The sequence below is a fragment of the Pantoea sp. EEL5 genome (genome assembly GCF_049892805.1).
In the GTDB taxonomy this organism is placed as follows: domain Bacteria; phylum Pseudomonadota; class Gammaproteobacteria; order Enterobacterales; family Enterobacteriaceae; genus Pantoea; species Pantoea ananatis.
In genome coordinates, this window is the sequence record NZ_JBNDNJ010000002.1 from 214,867 (window position 1) to 230,307 (window position 15,441).

Genomic DNA, 15,441 nt, shown 5'->3' on the forward strand with positions numbered 1-15,441 from the left:
GGATAATACGCACAATCTGCCGGAAGTGGTATCCGGCGCGACCAAAAACAGAGAGCATCATCATGGATATCGTCTTTATAGAACAACTCACCGTCTTCACCACGATAGGGGTTTACGACTGGGAGCAGGGAATTCAGCAGAAGCTGGTGATCGATGTAGAAATGGCGTGGGATAACCGTCAGGCCGCCGCCAGCGACGATGTGAAAGACTGCCTGAGCTATGCCGATGTCTCAGAAGCGATTCTGTCGCATCTGACGGGACAGCGTTTTGCGTTGGTGGAGCGCGTAGCGGAAGAAATTGCGGATCTGTTGATGAACCGTTTCAATTCACCTGGCGTGCGCATCAGGGTAGCAAAACCGGGCGCGGTGGCTCAGGCAGCGCAGGTTGGCGTGCGAATTGATCGCGGGACTATTCCTAAATAGTTACGATGTGATTGCCATCACAATGAAACCAAACCAAATTACTGTTTGTCTCAGCACGTGCCGTTTCGTTACGACAGACTAAACGGCAGTTGAGCTTAAGGTTTTACTCAGACTTAAGCAGATAAGATTTAAGGCGATAGCGCAACAGCTAGCGCCTTTTTCATGGTTTTAAAACGGACAGAGGGAATACATTGATGGCAGATCTTCATCAGCTGTGGGTAGCTGCAATCCTGGGCGTGGTAGAAGGGTTAACCGAGTTCTTACCGGTCTCTTCTACCGGGCACATGATTATAGTGGGGCACCTGCTGGGCTTTGAGGGCGACAAAGCAGAAACCTTTGAAGTGGTCATTCAGTTAGGTTCCATTCTTGCCGTCGTCGTGATGTTCTGGCGGCGTTTGTTTGGATTGATCGGCATTCACTTTGGTGAAGTGAAACATGAAGGTGTCGGGACAGGTCGGTTAACCCTGATCCATATCCTGTTGGGCATGATCCCTGCGGTGGTGGTTGGTCTGGCGCTGCACGATCAGATTAAAACGTTGTTTAATCCGATTAACGTGATGTATGCGCTGGTGGTCGGGGGCTTACTGCTGCTGGCAGCGGAATTCCTGAAACCGAAACAGCCAAAATCACCAGGTATTGATGATATCACCTATCGTCAGGCGTTTATGATTGGCTGCTTCCAGTGTCTGGCGCTGTGGCCGGGCTTCTCGCGTTCGGGCGCCACCATTTCAGGTGGGATGCTGATGGGCGTGAGCCGCTATGCCGCATCCGAGTTCTCGTTTATCCTGGCCGTACCGATGATGATCGGGGCGACAGGGCTGGATATCTATAAAAGCCTCGGCTTCCTGACGATGGCCGACTTCCCGATGTTTGCGGTGGGCTTTATCACCGCATTCGTTGTCGCGTTGCTGGCCATCAAAGTGTTCCTGGAGCTGATCAAACGCATCTCTTTCGTGTCATTTGCCATCTACCGCTTTATCGTGGCGGGCGCGGTGTACATGATTTTCATGTAAGCCACAGGGTAACGCGGTCGGGCAACTGGTCGCGTTACGCTAAGCCCTGTTCGACAGCCTCAATACGACGTCGCGTGAGCTCTTCCCGCACCTCTATCCCTTTAAATCCCGCCTCCACGACCGCCTTAGATGGCACGGCCTGAGCCAGGGCAAACGCACGTCGCAGGTAGTTGCCCTGGGGATAAGGCATGTTGGCAAGGCCACCGCGTCCGCGGGCGTCCGCTTCGCTGCACAGCGCCAGTTGGTTAACCCGCTCGGGTTTGCGCCAGGCGTCAAGACGGTCAAATAAGCCAATCAACGCGTCGGCAGGGCGCTGCTCAATAGTATGCATCATGTCGTGAAACTCCGTGACCAGCAGCGCCAGATCACGGATCGCATTCGGCACGCGTAGCCGTTGACACAGCGCGGCGACCAGCGGAACGCCTGCCGGGCCATGTCCGTGATGGCTGGGCCATTTTTCCACCGGCGTTAAGGCTTTACCGACATCGTGAAACAGCGTCGCAAAGCGCACGTCAATCGCTTCCGAGAGGCCAGCAGACAGGGTTAACGCCATCAGCGTGTGAACCCCGGTATCAATTTCCGGGTGCCATCGGGCGGGCGCCGGCACGCCGAACAGGTTATCGATTTCCGGAAACAGTCCCTGCAATGCGCCGCAGTCGCGCAGTACCTGGAAGTAAACCTGGGGATTATGGGAGGACAGGGCTTTTTCCGTCTCTTTCCAGACGCGTTCGGCCGTGAGATCGGCCAGCTCGCCGCTCTCTGCCATTTGTCGCATCAGCGCCTGCGTTTCGTCGGCAATACGAAAATTAAGGTGGGCGAAGCGCGCGGCAAAACGCGCGACGCGCAGGACGCGCAGGGGATCTTCACTAAAGGCATCGGAAACGTGGCGCAGCTGCCGGTCGGCAATATCCTTTTGTCCGTGGTAGGGATCGTAAAGCTCGCCTTGATCGTCGCGGGCAATGGCGTTAATCGTCAAATCGCGGCGCTGTAAATCCTGCTCCAGCGTGACGTCTGGCGCCGACCAGGTCGTGAACCCGGTGTAGCCTTTGCCGTTCTTCCGTTCGGTACGTGCCAGCGCATACTCTTCCCGGCTGTCGGGATGCAGAAACACGGGGAAATCGCGGCCGACCTGCTGGTAGCCTTGTTCCAGCATGGCTTCCGGGGTCGCGCCTACCACCACCCAGTCTTTGTCTTTAACCGGCAACTTCAACAGCGCATCGCGCACTGCACCGCCAACAAGAAACGTCTTCACGCACAACTCCAGAGATAAATAAGTGATCTGCGCGTCTGTGGGCTTCCGGCACCTGAATCCAGACGGGCACAAACTCTATTGTTGCACAAATTCGACATATTGCAGACAGGCCAAAAGGGGCATCTTACGATCCCCTGATAGCGAGCGGTGGTAAAACTAGTTCATCCAGCGATCGTTTTTCTTACGGCGCGGCACCATGTGCGGCAACAGTAGCCCAAGCAGCAGGCCGACGCCTAGCACGCCGCCACCATACATAAACCACTGCATGATGATCGTACGCTGTTTGTCATCCAGCTGAACGTTAGCGGCGCTGACTTTCTTCTGCGCCACGATCAGTTCGTTTTTCAGCTTCTGATTTTGCTCTTTTAAGCCGTTGATCACGCTGTCGCTGCTGGCCACTTTGTTCTGCATTTCGGCGGTGCGCTGATTCCAGCTGTTATCAATATTGGCTAACTTGGCGGTCAGGTCTTTAACCTGTTGTTCCAGCTGCGGTACCCGGGTGCGCAGGCTGGGATTTTCACTCAGCTGCGACAGGGGGATCCAGACGGTGCGGCCTTCGGCATCGCGTACCTGGCCATATTTGGTGGCATCATTGGTCTGCAGCAGCTGTACCTGTTCACCCGCATTCAGCTTGCCCAGCAGGCGAAACTGGTCGCCGGGACCGCTACGAACCCAGGTGGATAATTCGTCAGAAACGTAACGTTTTTCATCGGCGTGAGCAGGTGCAAGGGTGCTGAGGGCCAGCAAAGTGATTCCAGCGAGTGTGATTTTTTTCATTAGATTTCGTTTTGCTTAAAAATTAAAGATAATTTACCGGCACAGTCTGTAGAGGCTTCGCGTAAATCTGAATGAGAACTATCCTGGTCTCATGACAGTGCGAAAAGGGTAGCGAAAGCACAAAGAAAGCAGAGACAGTCCGGCTTCTGTGCATTACTCTTCGCCTGAAAACCCTAACCTTCAGCTCAGTGGATGCAGCAGAAGATAACCTTAAACAGGCAGGGAATATATCCTTAAGTGCCAGCGGCGTTAGTGAATAAAAAATATGACCATCGAAATCGAACTTAAGTTCATTGCTAAACCCAATGCTGCCGGGAAACTGGCAGAACGGCTGGCGGCGTTTCCGCATCAGCACCAGGCTGCCCGTCAGCTGACCAATATCTATTTTGAAACCGACGATAATCAGTTACGTCGTTGGAATATGGGATTGCGCATTCGGGGCGTTGATCAACGCTACGAAATGACGCTGAAAACCGCCGGCAAAACGCTGGGTGGGCTACATCAGCGCGGCGAATACAACGTTGACCTCACTGAGCCAACGCTGGACATCAGCCGTCTGCCCGCAGACATCTGGCCGGAAGGAACGGATGTAGCAGCGCTACAGCAGCGCCTGCAGCCGCTGTTCAGTACCCATTTTGAACGAGAGATCTGGGTAGTCACGGCGGGCAGTAGTGAAATAGAAATTGCCTGCGATCGGGGCGACGTGACGGCGGGAGAGTTGAGCGAACCTCTGTCAGAGGTTGAGCTTGAGCTAAAAGGTGGCCAGCGCAGCGAGTTGCTGACGTTTGCTCAGCAGTTAGTGGCCGTGGGCGACCTGCGGATGGGCAGCCTGAGCAAGGCGGCGCGCGGCTATCAGTTAGCCAAGGGTAATCCCTCGCGTGAGGTAACTGCCTTTCCGCTGTTAAAAGCCGGGGCGAAAGCCACGGTGGAAGAGGGCATGGCGGCGGCCATGGCGGCAGGCCTTCACCACTGGCAATATCATGAAGAAGTGTGGCTGCGTGGCAATAAGCGCGCCAGAGAAGCGGTTCGTGAGGCGCTGGATGTCCTGCGTCAGGCGTTTGCGCTGTTTGGGGCGGTAGTCCCGCGCAAGGCCAGTAGCGAGCTGCGTCAGAAGCTGACCACGCTGGAAGAAACGCTGCTGAATGAAGATGTCGATGCCGACAGCTTCTGTTTTTCGGCTCTCTCGGTAGAGACCCAGTTAGCACTTACTCACTGGTTAGCCGAGGCCCATTGGCGGCAGTGGATTGATGAAAAGGGGCAAACCAAGCTCAACGGTTCCTTTAAACGCTTTGGCGATATCATGCTGGGCCGCATCAATGCCGATCTGAAAGAAACCTTCAGCACCGTCCATCAGGTGAATGAGTATCAGGACAAGGCCACGCGTCTGGATCGACAGCTGCTGGCGGTGCATTTGCTGGCGGGCGCTTACTCGCCGGATGCTGTTCACGACTGGCTGGTGCCGTGGCAGCAGCTGCAGCGCGCAATCAGGGAACAGCAGCACGCCAGCCTGGACTGGTTAACGGCGCAGGCGATGAAACAGTCACCCTTTTGGTTAACCAGCGGTTCGCCACGTTAAGTCATACAGCACGCTATCAGGGAGAGAACATGTTGCCATCCTTACCCACAGTATTGCGCACGCAGGCCGCGCGGGCAGTTGAACAGCTCGGTCTTGCGGATACCGCTCTCAGCGAGGCGCAGCTTGCCGGTCTGGCCTTCAGCGACTTTGTGCTGGATAACCTGCAGCAGAATCCGCACTGGTGGCAGGAGATTGCCGCACAGTCGCCCGAGGCCGACGAGTGGCAGCAGTATACGCAGTGGCTGGGCAGTGACATGGCGGCGGTGGACAGTGAAGCCAGCCTGATGCGCGTGCTGCGCCTGTTTCGCCGTCGCATGCTGGTTCGCATTGCCTGGATGCAGTGCTTGCAGCTTGCCACGACAGAGCAGACGCTGCAGCAGCAGAGCGTATTAGCCGAGGTGCTGATCGACGCCGCGCGCCACTGGGTTTATCAGGACTGCTGTCGCGAATTCGGCACGCCCTGCAATGCCGCGGGTGAACCACAGCCGCTGCTGATCCTCGGAATGGGCAAGCTGGGCGGCGGCGAGCTGAATTTCTCCTCCGATATCGATCTGATTTTTGCCTGGCCGGAAAACGGCACCACGCGCGGTGGTCGCCGCGAACTCGACAATGCGCAGTTTTTTACCCGCATGGGCCAGCGCCTGATCAAAGTACTCGATCAGCCCACGGCCGACGGCTTTGTTTACCGGGTCGATATGCGCCTGCGCCCGTTTGGCGACAGCGGGCCGCTGGTCATGAGCTTTGCCGCCCTGGAAGATTATTACCAGGAGCAGGGCCGCGACTGGGAGCGCTACGCCATGGTGAAGGCGCGGCTGATGGGCGATGAGCAGGATCGCTGGAGCCAGGAACTGCAGCAGATGCTGCGGCCCTTTGTTTATCGCCGCTACATCGATTTCAGCGTCATCCAGTCGTTACGCAATATGAAAGCGATGATCGCGCGTGAAGTGCGTCGCCGCGGGCTGAAAAACAACATCAAACTGGGCGCGGGCGGGATTCGCGAAACAGAATTTATCGTGCAGGTTTTTCAGTTGATTCGTGGCGGACGTGAGCGCTCGCTCCAGCTCCGGGCCTTGATACCTACGCTGTCTGCTATTGAATCTCTGGCCTTACTGCCACCCGAGCAGGTTGCGGCATTGCGCGCGGCTTATCTGTTTCTGCGTCGGCTGGAAAACCTGTTGCAAAGTCTGGCGGACGAACAAACGCAAACGCTGCCGGAAGAGGCGTTACCCCGCGCCCGGCTGGCGTGGGCGATGGGCTGTGATGACTGGGCTGCGCTGAGCGCCCGGCTGGAAACGCATATGGCCGCCGTGCGTGCCATCTTCGATGAGTTAATCGGTGAGGATACGCCGGATGTGGGCGATCGCCCCGAACTGGCCGACTTTAACATGCTGTGGCACGACAGCCTGGAGGACACTGAGCTGGCCCCGCTGGTGCCACAACTGGATACCACGCAGTGTCATGCTCTCAATCAGGCGCTGGAAGCGTTTCGCCAGGATATCGGTCACCGCACTATCGGCCCGCGCGGCCGTCAGGCGCTGGATCAGCTGATGCCTCAACTGCTGAGTGAAGTCTGTTCACGCAGCGATGCCGCGGTGACCTTCAGCCGCCTGGCGCCGTTGCTGCTGAGCGTTCTGACCCGCAGTACCTACCTTGAGCTGCTCACCGAGTATCACGGCGCGTTGCGTCACCTGATTCGTCTTTGCGCAGCCTCACCGATGGTGGCCAGCCAGCTGGCACGTTATCCGCTGTTACTGGATGAGCTGCTTGATCCCGCCACGCTCTATCAGCCAACCGCTACGGATGCCTACCGGGATGAGCTGCGTCAGTACCTGATGCGCATTCCTGCGGATGATGAAGAGCAGCAGCTTGAAGCATTACGCCAGTTTAAACAGGCACAGTTATTACGCATCGCGGCGGCGGATATTGCGGGCACGTTGCCGGTGATGAAAGTGAGCGATCACTTAACCTGGCTGGCCGAGGCCATTATCGAATCGGTGGTGCAGCAGGCATGGAATATGATGGTGCAGCGCTATGGCCGACCGTCGCACCTTGTGCATGAACACGAACGGGGCTTCACGGTATTGGGCTATGGCAAGCTGGGCGGATGGGAACTGGGCTACAGCTCCGATCTCGATCTGGTTTTCCTGCACGACTGCCCGATGGAAGCCGTCACGCAAGGCGAGCGCAGCATAGACGGACGGCAGTTTTACCTGCGGCTGGCGCAGCGCATCATGCATCTGTTCAGCACCCGTACGTCGTCCGGCATTTTGTACGAAGTGGATGCGCGACTGCGGCCTTCGGGCGCGGCTGGCATGCTGGTCAGTACTTTTGAAGCCTTCGACGACTATCAGCGCAACGAAGCCTGGACGTGGGAGCATCAGGCGCTGGTCCGCGCCCGCGTGGTGTTCGGTGAGCCCGATCTGAGCGCGCGTTTTAGCGCCATTCGCCGTGCGATCCTCTGTCTGCCGCGCGATGCGGCAGCGTTGCAAACGGAAGTCAGAGAGATGCGTGACAAAATGCGCGCGCACCTGAGCAACAAGCACAAGGGCCGCTGGGAGATCAAAACGGACGAAGGCGGCATTACGGATATTGAATTCATCGCCCAGTACCTGGTGCTGCGCTATGCGGCGGAGCAGCCCGACCTGACGCGCTGGTCAGACAATGTGCGGATTTTTGAACGGATGGCAATCCACCACAAAATGTCTGACGAGGAAGCGGCAGCGCTCACGCATGCTTATGTCACGCTGCGCGATGCGCTGCATCATCTGGCGCTTCAGGAGCAGCCCGGGCATGTTGAACCTGACGCCTTTGCGCAGGAAAAAGAGTCGGTGAACACCAGCTGGCAGCGATGGCTACAGTCACCACACTCTCTCACGGCGTGATGCTGATAGCACCTGTCGCAACTGTGTTATCATCCGCGCACTATTTTGAATGCAGTCTGGAGTGTCTGGAATGAAAGTTACTCTGCCCGCGTTCGGCCAGGCCTCGGTGCTGGTCGTTGGCGATGTCATGTTGGATCGTTACTGGTACGGCCCCACCAGCCGTATTTCGCCTGAAGCGCCGGTGCCGGTGGTCAAGGTGGAAACCGTTGAAGAACGCCCAGGCGGCGCCGCTAACGTGGCAATGAACATTGCTGCGCTGGGGGCGGGTTCCCGTCTGATCGGACTGACCGGAGAAGACGATGCGGCTCAGGTACTGAGTAAAACGCTGAAGGATGTTCGTGTTGACTGCGATTTTGTCACCTTAAAAAGCCATCCCACCATTACCAAACTGCGTGTCCTCTCTCGCAACCAACAGCTCATCCGTCTGGACTTCGAAGAGGGATTTGAGCAGGTGGACGCCGCCCCGATGCACGAAAAAATGCGCCAGTCACTGTCCCGTAGCGGTGCGGTGGTGCTGTCGGATTACGGCAAAGGCGCACTGGACAGCGTTCAGCAGATGATCGCGCTGGCACGCGAGGCGAATGTACCGGTGTTGATCGATCCGAAAGGCACGGATTTTGCGCGCTACCGCGGGGCGACGCTGCTGACGCCTAATCTGTCTGAGTTCGAAGCCGTGGTGGGCAAATGCAAGACAGAGAATGAGATTGTGGAACGTGGCATGAAGCTGATCGCCGACTGCGACCTTTCCGCCCTGCTGGTCACGCGGTCTGAAAACGGCATGTCGCTGCTGCAGCCGGGTAAAGCGCCCCTGCATTTGCCGACCCAGGCGCAGGAAGTGTTTGACGTGACCGGCGCCGGGGATACCGTCATTGGCGTGCTGGCCGCTGCTTTAGCCGCAGGGGATTCGCTGGAAGAAGCCTGTTTTCTGGCTAACGCCGCTGCAGGCGTGGTGGTTGGGAAGTTGGGGACATCAACCGTCAGCATCGTGGAGCTGGAAAACGCCATTCGTGCGCGTCCAGAGCGCGGTTTTGGCATCATGACTGAATCCGAGCTGAAAGAGGCCGTCGCTATGGCGCGTCAGCGCGGCGAAAAAGTGGTGATGACCAACGGCGTCTTCGACATTCTGCATGCCGGCCATGTTTCCTACCTTGCCAACGCGCGCAAGCTGGGCGATCGCCTGATTGTCGCGGTAAACAGCGATGCGTCCACCAAACGCCTCAAAGGCGACAGCCGTCCGGTGAACCCGCAGGAAAACCGTATGATCGTGCTGGGTGCGCTGGAAGCGGTGGACTGGGTCGTGCTGTTTGAAGAAGACACGCCACAGCGCTTAATCGCCAGCGTATTGCCCGATCTGTTGGTAAAAGGCGGGGATTACAAACCGGAAGATATCGCGGGCTGCCAGGAAGTCTGGGCCAATGGCGGTGACGTGCGGGTGCTGAACTTTGAAGATGGCATCTCGACCACCAATATCATCAAAACCATTCGCGGCGACTGAGTCATGGCGGCGGGAGCCCGGGCTCCCGCCCGCCCTTTATTTAGCCGGTTTGTCAGCAGGATGTGCGGCTGGCACGATGGCCGGTGCCGGGCCAGGTGTGCTGGTGGCAGCGGGCGCGGCAGACGCTGAACTCTTGCTTTCCAGCTGAGCGAGACGCTGTTCCAGCGCCGCCAGTTTTTCACGCGTACGCAGTAAAACCTGAGTCTGGACATCAAACTCTTCACGGTTGACCAGATCCATGCGGGTCATTTGTGCCTGCAGCGTCTGCCGGATTTTCTTCTCGACATCATCGCCAAATTCACGAACTCCCTTCGGCAGCGCGTCATGAACCTGACGGGCCATTTGTTCAATTTTTTTCGTGTCGATCATGATGGTTTCCTGGTTACGGGTTGCTATGGCAGCATTGTACCAACGCTAGAGTCACTTAAGTGTAATGCCTGAATTGAAAAGGTTAAACCTGAAATCCTTAGCGCAAAAAATGCTAAAGCAATAATGGCTTTGTGGATTGCCGCCCCGAATAGGAAGCGTTATAGTTAAAACGCTTATTCTCAGGGCGGGGCGAAATTCCCCACCGGCGGTAAATCAGCCCAGGCTGACAGCCCGCGAGCGCTTCATTGTGATGGTGAAGGTCAGCAGATCCGGTGAAATTCCGGGGCCGACGGTTAAAGTCCGGATGGGAGAGGGTAACGACATCTGTCAGGCATTATGTCTGTTTTGCGTCATTGCTACGTCTATACACGGCGTCACTCCTAAGCTTGCCCTGATTCTGGTAACCCAATACATTTAAAAGGTTTTATTACCATGAATCAGACTCTACTTTCTGAATTTGGCACGCCGAAACAGCGTGTAGAACGTGCTATCGCCGCACTCCGTGAAGGACGCGGTGTGATGGTGCTCGACGATGAAGATCGTGAAAACGAAGGCGATATGATTTTCGCTGCCGAAACCATGACCGTCGAGCAGATGGCTCTCACCATTCGCCACGGCAGCGGTATCGTGTGTCTCTGCCTGACCGAAGAACGCCGCCAACAGCTGGCATTACCGATGATGGTGGAAAACAACACCAGCGCCTATGGCACAGGGTTTACCGTGACCATTGAAGCGGCGAAGGGCGTCACTACCGGCGTATCCGCGCAGGATCGCATCACTACCATTCGCACGGCGATTGCCGATAACGCCAAACCCGAAGATCTGAACCGTCCGGGCCACGTTTTTCCCCTGCGTGCCCACGATGGTGGTGTTCTGACCCGCGGCGGTCATACTGAAGCGACCATCGATCTGGTCACGCTGGCGGGCTTTAAACCTGCAGGCGTCCTGTGTGAACTGACCAACGACGACGGCTCTATGGCGCATGCGCCTGAAGTGATCATGTTCGCTAAACAGCATGCGATGCCGGTCGTGACGATCGAAGATCTGGTTGCCTATCGTCGCGAGCACGAAACGCGTCAGGCCAGCTAAACGGCTTACTGTCAGGCCAGAAATACTGGCCTGATTGCTTCACCTCTTCCCCATCCTTCCTGCTTATCTGACTCATCTCTTTCGTTCAAATTTCCTGACAGAGAACATCATGCTTATCCGCGTGATAACCCTTGCAAACAGCGTATCGTAGTGCTCATAGAGTGAACACATTAAGGATCGCTATGAGCCAGTTACGTATGCCAGCACTGTTTTTGGGACACGGCAGCCCGATGAATGCGTTAGAAGAAAACCGTTACACCGAAGCCTGGCGTAAAGCCGGTGCCACGCTGCCACGACCGCGGGCCATCCTGGCCATTTCGGCTCACTGGTACACCCAGGGAACGGCGGTCACAGCGATGGAAAACCCGCGCACCATTCATGACTTTGGCGGTTTTCCGCAGGCGCTTTTTGATACCCGCTATCCCGCGCCGGGTTCGCCTGAACTGGCAAATGAAATTGCTGAGATTTTATCGCCTGTGCCGGTTCATCAGGATCATGCATGGGGATTCGATCACGGCTCGTGGGGCGTACTCATTAAAATGTATCCTGAGGCGGATATTCCGGTAGTCCAGCTTAGTATCGACAGCGGCAAGCCTGCGGCCTGGCATTTTGAGATGGGCAAAAAGCTGTCTGAACTGCGCGATCGCGGCGTGATGATCGTTGCCAGCGGCAATGTGGTACACAACCTGCGTAAGGTGCTGTGGGGCGGCGGAAACGCTTATGACTGGGCGACCGGATTCAACAACTATGTGCGCGATAATCTGGCGGTTGACGCCGGAGCAGATTCCCATCCGTTGGTGAATTTTATGCAGCATCCGGATGCGGCGTTATCCAATCCCACGCCGGAACACTTCCTGCCGTTGCTGTACGTGCTGGGGTCCCGTCAGCCAGGCGAGGCCGTAACCGTCCCTGTTGAAGGTATGGAAATGGGCGCAATCAGTATGCTGTCGGTACAGGTCGGCTAGAGGAAAACCAGGCCAGCGTACTGGCCTGGAGGAAAGCGCTACTCGATAAACGCGTGCGGATAGAAACGCGAAAGATCCTGGGTGATCAGGTCGCGATCTTCGCGCAGGCCGATGCCCGCAGGCTGATCGTCAATCAACCAGCTACCAATCAGGGTATAGCTGTCGCCAAATTTCGGCAGCGGATGGAACTGCTGGACGATCATGCCTTCTTCGCCGTAAGGACCGTCCACACGGGCAATCTCTTTGCCGTTTTCCACAATACGAATGTTGGCCCCTTCGCGCGAGAACAGTGGCTTAACCACGTATTTCTCCATCGGTGGCACATCGTCTTCGGCAAACCAGGCGGGCAACAGGTTAGGGTGATTAGGGAACATCTCCCACAGCAGAGGCAGCAACGCTTTGTTTGACAGGATGCTCTTCCATGCCGGCTCCAGCCAGCGTACGCCCGCATCGGCCAGCTTGGTAGAAAACATCTCGCGCAGCATGAATTCCCACGGATAAAGCTTGAACAGATTACTGATGACCTGATCCTGGGCGTCAGTAAACTGGCCCTTTTCCCCCAGCCCTATCTCATCAATGTAGAGAAATTCGCTCGGCAGTCCGGCTTCCGTGGCGCAGTCCTGCAAGTATTGCACCGTCCCACGATCTTCATCGGTATCACGACAGCAGGCGAAATGCAGCCAGTTAAACCCCTGTTGCTGATGAAGCACCGTAAAGCGTTCAATGAGTTTCTCTTGCAGGCTGTTGAATTGATCGCTGCCCTGCGGCAGCTGACCGGCATTGAGCTGGTCTTCGAGCCACAGCCACTGGAAAAACGCCGCCTCATACAGCGACGTCGGCGTGTCGGCGTTGTTCTCCAGCAGTTTGGCATCGCTTTTGCCGTCCCATGCGAGGTCGAGACGCGAATAAAGCGAGGGCTGACGCTGTTGCCATGAATCTCGCACGAAGTCCCAGGTATGCTTAGGAATGCGAAATTTGGTGAGCAGCGCTTCACTCTTCACCACTTTTTCCACGACCTGCAGGCACATCTGATGAAGCTCGGCGGTGACGTCCTCAAGATAATCAATCTGCGCCAGCGTGAACTGATAGTAAGCCTCTTCACACCAGTAGGGCTCACCGTGCATGGTGTGAAAACGAAAACCAAACTCCGTGGCTTTTTCCCGCCAGCCCGGGCGCTCTGAAATCGCGATGCGTTGCATAAGCGGGGTTAGCCTCCCAGCGAACGGCTGGAGGTGCCGGACGCGCTGCTGCTACGCTGCATGCTGTTTTGCTTCGCGACCGTTTCACCAAAGCCACCCCGCGTAATCGTTGAGGTGGTGGTCGGTTTAGGCGCCATGGCGGTTTTAGGAACCGTCATGGTTTTACCGGAGGTGGCGTTACCATAGTTACGGCCGGACGCATCAACGAACTGACCGTTAGCCGGGCTGTTTGGCGTTTTAGGTGAGAACAGCGGCTGCTGCGCAAAACCCGCGCCGCCGCCCATCATGCGGCCCATCATATAGCCCGCCATCAGCGGCATCCAGAAGCTGCCGCTTTGCTGCGACTCGGCATTAGTGCTGCCCACGCCAGCCTGTGCAGGCGCCTGCTGACACTGGTTTTCACCAAATTCTGCCACGCAGTCTTCACGTGTGGCGTATTTCGGTGCGGTGCGTTCCGCTTCCTTTTTGGCGTTGTTAAACGCGGTGGTGCATTGCGCACTCTGGCCGGGATTGGCTTTCGTACAATCATCGGCGTTCTGATAGAGCGAGACGGTTTCGTCGTTTTGTTCACAGCCTGCCAGCATAAATACCGCTGATACAGCGATAGCAACAGGCGTTAAGTGTCTTGCTTGCCAGCTCTTACGAAAGGCGGCATAGCGGATCGTTTTAGTCCGTTTCATTATAAATATCCTGTGCCCAAAGGTAGCGCATAGAATAGGGGATGAGTGGCGAGAAATGAAGCTAACGGCCAGGCAGGACGGGGATCTTTACTTAGTTATACGTTTTTAAGAGAAGCGGGCCGCAAAGCGGCCCGCAGGGCGATCAGTTAGCGAAAGGGTTACGGCTGCTTTTATGGGCGGCCGGGCGCACCGGCGCCGTCGCGGTTTCAGAAGAACTCGCGATGTGATCTTCACCCAGTACCTGCTGAACGTTCTGGGGCTGAACGGTTTCCGGTGAGGTGGAGATCTCTTTGCCTAACTGGCTGTTGAGAATGCCCAGACTCTGCTCGTTCAGCGTGCCCAGCGCATAGCTGATATTTAGCTGATTAATCAGATAGCTGTAACGTGCATCGGACAACTGCTGTTTCGCGTTATACAGGGTTGAGGTGGCGTTCAACACGTCAACGATGGTACGCGTACCGACCTGATAACCGGCTTCCATGGCGTCTAATGAACTCTGCGCAGAGACCACGGCTTGCTTGTACGCCGCAATGCTGCTCGCGGACGCGTTCACGTTGTTGTAAGAAGAACGTACCGTCTGAACCGCAGAGCGGTGAGCCGCTTCCAGCTGTTCGCTGGCGCTGACAAAGTTATATTGCGCCTGCTTCACCTGTGAGGTCACGCTGCCACCGCTGTAAAGCGGAAGCGTGAAGCTCAGGCCGACTTTACTGTTTCCTGTAATCGAGTCTGTTGAGTTTGCACTCTGTTCAGCGCGGCTTCCGCCGTATTTGCTGTTAGACAGACCGGTAGACGCGGTCAGATCGAGCGTTGGCAGGTGGCCTGATTCCGCAGAACGAATCTGTTCACGAGCTAAATCCTGATTCAGGCGGGCAGAAAGCAGATTAAGGTTACGGCTTTCTGCCTGCTTGAGCAGCGCGTTAACGTTATCAGGTTTGGTGGTTTTAAAGCGATCGATGTTCAGTGAGGCCAGTGCCAGATAGTCCATGCCGGTGATCTGACGCAGAGACTCCACCGAGTTATCCAGATTGTTACGCGCCGTGACTTCATTGGCCAGCACGCTGTCATACTGGGCGCGGGCGTTCTGCACGTCGGTAATGGCCACCAGGCCCACGTTAAAGCGCTGAGTGGTTTGATCCAGCTCGCGGTAGATGGACATCTTCTGTGCTTCGACGTAAGAAAGCGTATCAATGGCTTTCAGCACGTTGAAATAGGCCGTCGCGGTATTCAGAATCAAATCCTGCTGAGCAACCTGATAGGTGACGTCCTGAATACCTGCGGTTTTTTCCTGCAGGGTCAGCGCGCGCCATTTTGACATGTCGAAAATGGTTTGCGTCAATTGCAGTGTGCCACTGGTCGTGTTGGAATGAATACCGCTACTATCACGATAGCCATTTGCATAGCTGTAATCTGCACCCAAACCCAGTTGTGGTAATAAAGGGCTGCGCGCTTCGTTGATTTTCTCAAACGCAGCATCGCGAGTGGCAGCGGAGCTCCGCAGGTCCGGGTTGCTTAAACGCGCTTGTTGGTAAACCTGAAGCAGGTTTTCTGCCTGACTGGCGACGCTGAAACCGCCCAGGCTCAGCCCAATAAATAATGGGAGCAGTTTTTTCATTTGCATTCCTTTTGTTGCAGCAAATCGCAATGATAGTGCCGCCGGTAAGCCAAAAATTATCGCAGATTCTAGCAGAGGGCAACTGTGAGATAAGGTGGCTGAACGTGCCA

13 protein-coding genes and 1 riboswitch are annotated in these 15,441 nt (G+C 56.2%); of the genes, 7 read left to right on the forward strand and 6 right to left on the reverse strand.

The window, feature by feature from the left end; all coding sequences use genetic code 11:
- The first annotated feature begins 62 nt into the window (after nt 1-62).
- Both folB and bacA read left to right on the forward strand, forming a co-directional pair.
- Nucleotides 63-422 (forward strand): bifunctional dihydroneopterin aldolase/7,8-dihydroneopterin epimerase, encoded by a 360-nt coding sequence (gene folB / locus ACPXSQ_RS12605; RefSeq protein ID WP_133344943.1) that lies wholly within the window; start codon nt 63-65, stop codon nt 420-422.
- A gap of 194 nt (nt 423-616) precedes the next feature.
- On the forward strand, nt 617-1,435 hold the full coding sequence (gene bacA / locus ACPXSQ_RS12610) for an undecaprenyl-diphosphate phosphatase (RefSeq protein WP_014594643.1): 819 nt from the start codon (nt 617-619) through the stop codon (nt 1,433-1,435).
- 34 nt (nt 1,436-1,469) lie between these two features.
- Here bacA and ACPXSQ_RS12615 read toward each other — a convergent pair whose 3' ends face one another.
- Both ACPXSQ_RS12615 and ACPXSQ_RS12620 read right to left on the reverse strand, forming a co-directional pair.
- Nucleotides 1,470-2,687 (reverse strand): multifunctional CCA addition/repair protein, encoded by a 1,218-nt coding sequence (locus ACPXSQ_RS12615; protein WP_015699493.1) that lies wholly within the window; start codon nt 2,685-2,687, stop codon nt 1,470-1,472.
- Nucleotides 2,688-2,843: 156 nt separating this feature from the next.
- A complete protein-coding gene (locus ACPXSQ_RS12620; RefSeq protein ID WP_013027252.1) occupies nt 2,844-3,464 on the reverse strand; it encodes a TIGR04211 family SH3 domain-containing protein in 621 nt (206 codons plus the stop codon).
- A gap of 265 nt (nt 3,465-3,729) precedes the next feature.
- Here ACPXSQ_RS12620 and ACPXSQ_RS12625 point away from each other — a divergent pair, with 265 nt between their 5' ends.
- The 3 genes from ACPXSQ_RS12625 (at nt 3,730) to hldE (ending at nt 9,417) form a co-directional block, all read left to right on the forward strand.
- Nucleotides 3,730-5,040 (forward strand): inorganic triphosphatase, encoded by a 1,311-nt coding sequence (locus ACPXSQ_RS12625; protein ID WP_426143944.1) that lies wholly within the window; start codon nt 3,730-3,732, stop codon nt 5,038-5,040.
- Nucleotides 5,041-5,069: 29 nt separating this feature from the next.
- Nucleotides 5,070-7,922: a bifunctional [glutamate--ammonia ligase]-adenylyl-L-tyrosine phosphorylase/[glutamate--ammonia-ligase] adenylyltransferase gene (gene glnE / locus ACPXSQ_RS12630; protein WP_426143945.1), complete on the forward strand. Its 2,853-nt coding sequence runs from the start codon at nt 5,070-5,072 to the stop codon at nt 7,920-7,922.
- A gap of 70 nt (nt 7,923-7,992) precedes the next feature.
- Nucleotides 7,993-9,417: a bifunctional D-glycero-beta-D-manno-heptose-7-phosphate kinase/D-glycero-beta-D-manno-heptose 1-phosphate adenylyltransferase HldE gene (gene hldE / locus ACPXSQ_RS12635; protein WP_029570671.1), complete on the forward strand. Its 1,425-nt coding sequence runs from the start codon at nt 7,993-7,995 to the stop codon at nt 9,415-9,417.
- Nucleotides 9,418-9,453: 36 nt separating this feature from the next.
- Here the strand turns inward: hldE and ubiK are convergent, their stop codons facing one another.
- Nucleotides 9,454-9,786, reverse strand: a complete 333-nt coding sequence (gene ubiK / locus ACPXSQ_RS12640) for a ubiquinone biosynthesis accessory factor UbiK (RefSeq protein ID WP_013027248.1) — start codon at nt 9,784-9,786, stop codon at nt 9,454-9,456.
- 171 nt (nt 9,787-9,957) lie between these two features.
- Nucleotides 9,958-10,106, forward strand: a riboswitch (FMN riboswitch).
- A 112-nt stretch (nt 10,107-10,218) separates the two neighbouring features.
- On the opposite strand from ubiK, the gene ribB reads away from it, so the two are divergent.
- Together ribB and ygiD are read left to right on the forward strand one after the other, a co-directional pair.
- A complete protein-coding gene (ribB, locus tag ACPXSQ_RS12645) occupies nt 10,219-10,875 on the forward strand; it encodes a 3,4-dihydroxy-2-butanone-4-phosphate synthase (RefSeq protein ID WP_426143948.1) in 657 nt (218 codons plus the stop codon).
- A 182-nt stretch (nt 10,876-11,057) separates the two neighbouring features.
- The gene (ygiD, locus tag ACPXSQ_RS12650) at nt 11,058-11,840 is read left to right on the forward strand and encodes a 4,5-DOPA dioxygenase extradiol (protein ID WP_029570670.1); all 783 of its coding nucleotides are present in this window, start codon (nt 11,058-11,060) and stop codon (nt 11,838-11,840) included.
- Nucleotides 11,841-11,878: 38 nt separating this feature from the next.
- Here ygiD and ACPXSQ_RS12655 read toward each other — a convergent pair whose 3' ends face one another.
- From ACPXSQ_RS12655 to tolC, 3 genes are all read right to left on the reverse strand, one after another.
- Nucleotides 11,879-13,039, reverse strand: coding sequence for a glutathionylspermidine synthase family protein (locus ACPXSQ_RS12655; RefSeq protein WP_426143950.1), 1,161 nt, complete (start codon nt 13,037-13,039; stop codon nt 11,879-11,881).
- An 8-nt stretch (nt 13,040-13,047) separates the two neighbouring features.
- Entirely contained in the window at nt 13,048-13,719 is a 672-nt protein-coding gene (locus tag ACPXSQ_RS12660; protein ID WP_013027244.1) for a DUF1190 family protein, read from the reverse strand.
- A 142-nt stretch (nt 13,720-13,861) separates the two neighbouring features.
- The gene (gene tolC, locus ACPXSQ_RS12665) at nt 13,862-15,331 is read right to left on the reverse strand and encodes an outer membrane channel protein TolC (protein ID WP_024471050.1); all 1,470 of its coding nucleotides are present in this window, start codon (nt 15,329-15,331) and stop codon (nt 13,862-13,864) included.
- Between the last annotated feature and the right edge of the window lie 110 nt (nt 15,332-15,441).

Coding starts and splice junctions, on each gene's coding strand:
- folB (WP_133344943.1), top strand. CDS start 63: ATGGATATCGTCTTTATAGAACAACTCACCGTCTTCACCACGATAGGG.
- bacA (WP_014594643.1), top strand. CDS start 617: ATGGCAGATCTTCATCAGCTGTGGGTAGCTGCAATCCTGGGCGTGGTA.
- ACPXSQ_RS12620 (WP_013027252.1), bottom strand. CDS start 3,464: ATGAAAAAAATCACACTCGCTGGAATCACTTTGCTGGCCCTCAGCACC.
- ACPXSQ_RS12625 (WP_426143944.1), top strand. CDS start 3,730: ATGACCATCGAAATCGAACTTAAGTTCATTGCTAAACCCAATGCTGCC.
- glnE (WP_426143945.1), top strand. CDS start 5,070: ATGTTGCCATCCTTACCCACAGTATTGCGCACGCAGGCCGCGCGGGCA.
- hldE (WP_029570671.1), top strand. CDS start 7,993: ATGAAAGTTACTCTGCCCGCGTTCGGCCAGGCCTCGGTGCTGGTCGTT.
- ubiK (WP_013027248.1), bottom strand. CDS start 9,786: ATGATCGACACGAAAAAAATTGAACAAATGGCCCGTCAGGTTCATGAC.
- ribB (WP_426143948.1), top strand. CDS start 10,219: ATGAATCAGACTCTACTTTCTGAATTTGGCACGCCGAAACAGCGTGTA.
- ygiD (WP_029570670.1), top strand. CDS start 11,058: ATGAGCCAGTTACGTATGCCAGCACTGTTTTTGGGACACGGCAGCCCG.
- ACPXSQ_RS12655 (WP_426143950.1), bottom strand. CDS start 13,039: ATGCAACGCATCGCGATTTCAGAGCGCCCGGGCTGGCGGGAAAAAGCC.
- ACPXSQ_RS12660 (WP_013027244.1), bottom strand. CDS start 13,719: ATGAAACGGACTAAAACGATCCGCTATGCCGCCTTTCGTAAGAGCTGG.
- tolC (WP_024471050.1), bottom strand. CDS start 15,331: ATGAAAAAACTGCTCCCATTATTTATTGGGCTGAGCCTGGGCGGTTTC.